This is a genomic window from Weissella sp. MSCH1 (assembly GCF_045799135.1).
In the GTDB taxonomy this organism is placed as follows: Bacteria; Bacillota; Bacilli; order Lactobacillales; family Lactobacillaceae; genus Weissella.
The window spans coordinates 1-5,486 of the sequence record NZ_JBJMBA010000011.1 but is presented as its reverse complement, the minus strand read 5'-3'; the positions used below and the strand labels follow the sequence as shown (position 1 = coordinate 5,486).

General features: G+C 43.3%; 4 protein-coding genes and 2 pseudogenes. All 6 read right to left on the bottom strand.

The genetic code is table 11. The features are described from left to right. A pseudogene (locus tag ACJ28U_RS00225) lies at nucleotides 1–378 on the bottom strand (hypothetical protein); the annotation flags it as partial. Nucleotides 379–387: 9 nt separating this feature from the next. Beyond that, nucleotides 388–1,284 (bottom strand): phage tail domain-containing protein, encoded by an 897-nt coding sequence (locus tag ACJ28U_RS00220; protein WP_407618008.1) that lies wholly within the window; start codon nucleotides 1,282–1,284, stop codon nucleotides 388–390. A 9-nt stretch (nucleotides 1,285–1,293) separates the two neighbouring features. Further along, nucleotides 1,294–4,428, bottom strand: coding sequence for a phage tail tape measure protein (locus ACJ28U_RS00215; RefSeq protein ID WP_407618007.1), 3,135 nt, complete (start codon nucleotides 4,426–4,428; stop codon nucleotides 1,294–1,296). 16 nt (nucleotides 4,429–4,444) lie between these two features. Further along, nucleotides 4,445–4,651 (bottom strand): hypothetical protein, encoded by a 207-nt coding sequence (locus tag ACJ28U_RS00210; RefSeq protein WP_407618006.1) that lies wholly within the window; start codon nucleotides 4,649–4,651, stop codon nucleotides 4,445–4,447. Between the two features lie 92 nt (nucleotides 4,652–4,743). Next, on the bottom strand, nucleotides 4,744–5,190 hold the full coding sequence (locus ACJ28U_RS00205; protein WP_258257910.1) for a tail assembly chaperone: 447 nt from the start codon (nucleotides 5,188–5,190) through the stop codon (nucleotides 4,744–4,746). An 85-nt stretch (nucleotides 5,191–5,275) separates the two neighbouring features. Next, nucleotides 5,276–5,486: pseudogene (locus tag ACJ28U_RS00200) on the bottom strand (phage major tail protein, TP901-1 family); the annotation flags it as partial.

Below are 5,486 nucleotides of genomic sequence, written 5' to 3'. Positions count from 1 at the left end.
CTCCCAAGCATCAACTTGTGACAACAACGTGTATGAATACCCTGAACCATTGAATACAAAATCTAAGTATTCTTTAGCCGTGTGTGAACCATCTTTGAGAGTGCCGTAAGCAACCGACTTACTCATCTTGAAAAAGAACTCATGCACTGCGTCAAACTCAACCGTAATTGAGTTACCACCGTCAGTTGGTGCAACGTAAGTGATATAGTACCAATCACCATTGAACATTACTGACCAGCCACGTTCCATTTGATGCAGCACGTCGTCGTTGCTGTAGATAGTTCCAGTCAGAGACTTTTCACCATTAACCGCTTCTTTATACGTCAACTCAGCTTCAGCTAACTGAATATTCGACTGTGGGTCTCTAAACTTAAGCATAAAACCTCCTTAGATATAAAAATCAACTTTGTTCTTGATAATAACGTCACCCTTAAACGTTGTTTTAAATGGCACTTGCAACGTGTCATTCGGAAGCAGTTCGAACTCCTGAATATTTGTTTGATCGTTAATATTGGCTTGATTAAGTTTGAAGGAGATACCGTTCAGTAAGAACACATCCCCCTTCTTAATCGTCACTTTTCCCTTAGCGGTATAGGTGAACTTTTGCCTACCAACCGTGAAATCAAACGTATAACCCTGGGCTTCACTCGCTGTTAACTCGAAGTAAAACGGCCAATCAAACTGCGAAACACCTGTCGTTCCAGCGTAAGGAATAGACGTTTGACCCGTTAAATCAATGTCAACTGGCTCTGTAATACCGTACGGTACGCCTGTTGTAACAAAACTCAACGTAACCTTCGTTAGAATCCTATCGCCTACTTTTCCTTGTGTCTCGTAGTCAATTACATCAGATAACAAAACGATAAACCCGTATTTGTATGCAGAATGGTTGTAATCAAGGTATGTCACCATTTGGTCTTGTACGCCGTCATTACTCAACTGTTGCATAATAGGATTTTGGATTTCGCCCGGCCGTTCATAACCATACATATCCTGACGTTCATCAATCATCTCCGCAATGAAGTACGGTTCAAGACTACCGAACACACCATTCAACTTGTCTTGCATTCCTAAGTCAGCTTCAATACCGGTCGCATAGTAATAACCAGTCACCGTGATTGTCTTTTCGGTGTGCGTTGCATTCTGAAACTTTTTTCCGTTTTTAAAAGCAACGCTCTGTGTCTGCAAATCTATGCTTGGTGTCCCACGCGAAATATCAGTCACAAGTAGGCCAAGTTCCGATAAACGTTTTGGCACATCACCTTTTTTAATTAATAAATCCATTGAGTACTCCTAACGCTTATTGATCAACTTAACCTTTGCTTCATTACGTGCATCCTTATTTGCCAAATACGTACGCACCTTGTTACCGTCCCACTCTTGGTGGACTTCAATTTCAACTACTGCACTAGGCGCGTTCAAGACATCATCATCAAGTTCAGCACCAAACGTCATGCCATTAACCCCAGCAAGTTGTGTGCTAGCAGTGACGTTGGCATTCGCATTAAGTTGGTCTTTCATCATTTGATGTACACCCTGTAATTGAGACTGTACGTTGGATAAATCAACACTGCCAAATGCGTCGGAAACTTGGTTTGCATAACCAGACACGGACTTTTTAACATCCCCAAACGTATCGTTCAGCGCGTCGTTAAATCCGGTCATAATCGCTCTACCAGCTGGAATAAGCAACTTGCGGTCATAACTGATTGGCCCCTTGTGGTCACGGATCCATTGCGCAATGTTACCAACGAACTTCTGCACCTTATTCCAAAGCGAAACAAGCCCATTCCAGAAGCTAATCATGATTGCCTTACCAGCATCGTACAAGTTAATATTCATTGCTGAATAAATGGCATTCTTTACGCCATTCCATAAACCGCCAATCCAATTAGCTAATCCATTCCACGCCTTGCTAATATCGTTCACAACACCATTGGCAAAGTTCCCAGCTCCTTGCCAAATAGCGTTCCATGCACCTACAACGGAATTCTTTACGTTGTCCCATAAACCCGAAATCCAGCCCGGAATTGAGTTCCAAATGTTCTGAATATCGTTGCTAATAGCCTTAGCGAAGTTAACAATGGCCTGCCACATAGAATTCCATGCATTAGACACGACTTTCTTCGCGTTGTTCCAAAGTCTGTCGATCCACCCTGGAATAGCTGACCAGATATTTTTAATATCTTGCCAAATACCAGAAACAAATCCAACTACGGCGTCCTTTACTGAATTCCAAACTTTATACGTAACGCTGGCAATTCCATTCCAAATCGTTGCAACAAAGTTGGAGATACCTGTTACATAGCTTGAAATCGCTTGTGCCAGACCACTCACAATGCTTTTCACACTGTCGACAATCTTATTCCAAATCATCTCAGCGTCGGCTTTCATCTGGTTCCAATTACCGGTCATTGCATCAAGTAACAACAAAATTGGCCCCATGACTGCCGCTTTAATCAATCCCCAGATACCAGATGCAATCTTAATGATACCGTTCCAGATACCCGAAATCGTAGTTGTGAAATTGTTCCAAAGTCCGACAATCGTGTCGATAATCGGTTGCATGAACGTTGTAATTGCTGACCAAACTGTACTGAACACGCCTACAGCAGACTGCCATAAACCACTCACAGTTGCCGTGAAATTTTGCCAACCCGTTTGGATGGTACTCCAAATCGTAGTAAAGACATTTACAATGCCACTCCATAGATTACTAAAGAACGTGACAGTTACCTGCCACCCCGTCTTGATACCGTCCATTGCAGAACTAAACAAGCTAGTGATTGAACTCCAAACACCTTGAAAGAACGTCACCATGCCTGTCCATGTATCAGACAACCACGACGTGAACGCTTGCCATGCGGATTGTCCACTCTTAGTTTGTGTAATCCAATAAATCAATCCGGCCACTAATGCAGCGATTGCAACAACAATCCATGTAATCGGATTAGCGAGTAGTGAAGTGTTCAACCCATTTTGTGCTGTAGTTTCAGCAACTGTTGCTGCCGTATTTGCTTTGTTTGCCATCGTAAACAACTTTGTGTTCTTGATCCAACTAACAAACCCGCCTGCATCAGAAACTTTACCTAAGAATTCACTAGTTGCTTTTCCAGCATTCCAAAGACCTTTACCAGCTGAAGACAACGTACCCGTAATCTTTCCTGCGCTAGCCAAGAAACCACCAACAGCAGTTGTCGCCGGCCCAATTACTGGTGCAAGTCCAATGAAGTCACGTGTCACCTTAGCAAAACCAGAATTACTTGATTGTGCCCAATTCAACGTGTTGTTTGTCCAATCTAGCAAGGTACTTGAAACACCACTCTTGGATGCCATTGCCTTATTAGATAGAGACTCCCAATTACCACCGACTTGTTCAATCTTGGCACCGACATTCTTTTGCATTTCTTGCGCTTGATCAGCCAAAACTTTTGACGCAACTTTTTGAGAACTCGTTGACTTGTTAACAGCACCGGTAAACGCATCCCAACTCGTCTTGGTATCACCAGTTTTATCTTCCACGGCCTTCATGATAGGCACCATAGCCTTCATACCGGCTGAATGGAAGATAGTCTTAAGCGCCGCAGCCTTGTCAGCCTTTCCCATTCCGTCGGTGGCTTTTGCAACTTCAAGGGCAATCTGCTTGAACGGTTTCATATTTCCGTGGGAATCCTTAAAACTCAACCCCAAATCTTCCATCAATCCACTTGCCTTATCAGAAGGCGCCATCATCTGCAGAATAGCGTGGTTCAAATCTTGTGAAGCGTCCGCCGCACTGAACCCCTGATTTGTCAGCAAACCAATTGCACTAGACGTATCTTGCATAGACATACCAGCCAAATTAGCTGTTGCTCCAATTGTTGCCAAAGCGTGTTGCATATCTTCAACTGAAGCATTAGACAAATTGGCAGTTGTCACCAACGTTGCAGCTGCTTGCTGTGGTGACCCAATCGACTTACCCCAGATATTCATGGCGTTTTGTACAACACCGGCCGTCTGTTGCAAATCAGAACCTGCAGCAGTCGCAGCTTGTGCGATAGAAGGGAACTCTTTCTTAATGTCGCTGATTGACGCACCATCTCGTGCCATAGCGACCATGGCATCAGCAGAGTCTTGCGCACTTAACGGCAAATCAGCTCCCATCTTGTTCGCAACGTCAGCCAATCCATCAATATCTTTTGACGTACCACCAGCGATAACTGCAGCAGAGTTCAAACTTTGATTAAATTCACCAAAGCCTTTCAGTGACTTTGTTCCCATCAAAGTTGTAGCAGCACCCACACCAATCATTGTTTTACCAACGGTTGATGCAACTTTTTGCGCACCTCCCATATTACTAACGGTATCTTTACCAATTTGTTTCATGGCATTGGTGTATTCGCTAATATCAGCACCAATGTGTGCAATAACTTCTCCACCGTTATACATTCAATTCCTCCCTTCGTTATGAAAATGCTTTACGCACTCGATCATATAATCGGCGTCGCTCAGACTTTCTTTTGTCCTGTCCAGTCTCAAAAATATTCTTAACGTTGCGTTCTAACTTTGCGCGGTCAAATATTTTCTTCATCTTAGGCTTCTTAGCATTATCAACGTAGCGCTGATTGAATAGCTGTACTGCTTGTTCTTCTTGCCTGTCAATCTTTGCCATTGCGATACCTTCAAAAAGCGCCTCGAGCTCCCATTTATATAACGAAAAAATGTAAGGAATATCAGTAATACCTTGGCGTGAAGCTTCGACAATTAGACGTTTTCTTTCAATGTGCTCAACATCTCGTCGAACGACTTCTTTTGGACTTCTGTTGTGTCCTCTTTCGTCATCAGCGCTTCCCGAACCATATCCATCGACTTGATTTGGTTCTTGACCGCCTTGACGAAAAAACCTGACTCTTGCAACTCTTCCTTAATTTCATCAAACACAGCATCAATATCGCCATTATGTGCAGCGTTCAGTGCATCAACAGCGTCACTCAACTGTTCGTCAGTCAACTTCGTAGGTGCCAAGATTGCAATTGCAGATGGCAACATCATTACGTCACCTGTAACAATGCCATAAAACAAATTAACTGCTCCGTCACCAGCATTGGTCCCGTTTTGTTCGGTTGATAGCAACTTATTCGCCTTGTAAAAAGCTCCAAAGTTAAATTTTCCCGTTACTTGCTTACCCTTAATGTTCAATTCAATAGCCATGTTGTCTTACCTCTTCGTTAAAATATTTTTGGCGCCCTTTCGGACATAATAAAAAGGCTCCCAAATTAATGAGAACCCTAAAAAATTAAAGTGCCGGTACATCTGTTGTGCCGTCTGTCTCTGGTCCGAAGTCACCAGTCGTCTCTCCTGGGCGTTCGAACTCGTACATGTCCTTCAACGCTGCGATTTGCTCGTCAGTAAGTGGGAATGTACCAGTCTTCAACTTATCCAAGATATTCAACGTGTATGATGCTGAAACCATGTCATCTCCGTCGTCCAACTCCAACTCATCAACA

Bases quoted from the DNA above. Each gene is read 5' to 3' on its own strand.
- ACJ28U_RS00210 (WP_407618006.1), bottom strand. From the start codon at position 4,651: ATGGCAAAGATTGACAGGCAAGAAGAACAAGCAGTACAGCTATTCAAT.
- ACJ28U_RS00220 (WP_407618008.1), bottom strand. From the start codon at position 1,284: ATGGATTTATTAATTAAAAAAGGTGATGTGCCAAAACGTTTATCGGAA.
- ACJ28U_RS00205 (WP_258257910.1), bottom strand. From the start codon at position 5,190: ATGGCTATTGAATTGAACATTAAGGGTAAGCAAGTAACGGGAAAATTT.
- ACJ28U_RS00215 (WP_407618007.1), bottom strand. From the start codon at position 4,428: ATGTATAACGGTGGAGAAGTTATTGCACACATTGGTGCTGATATTAGC.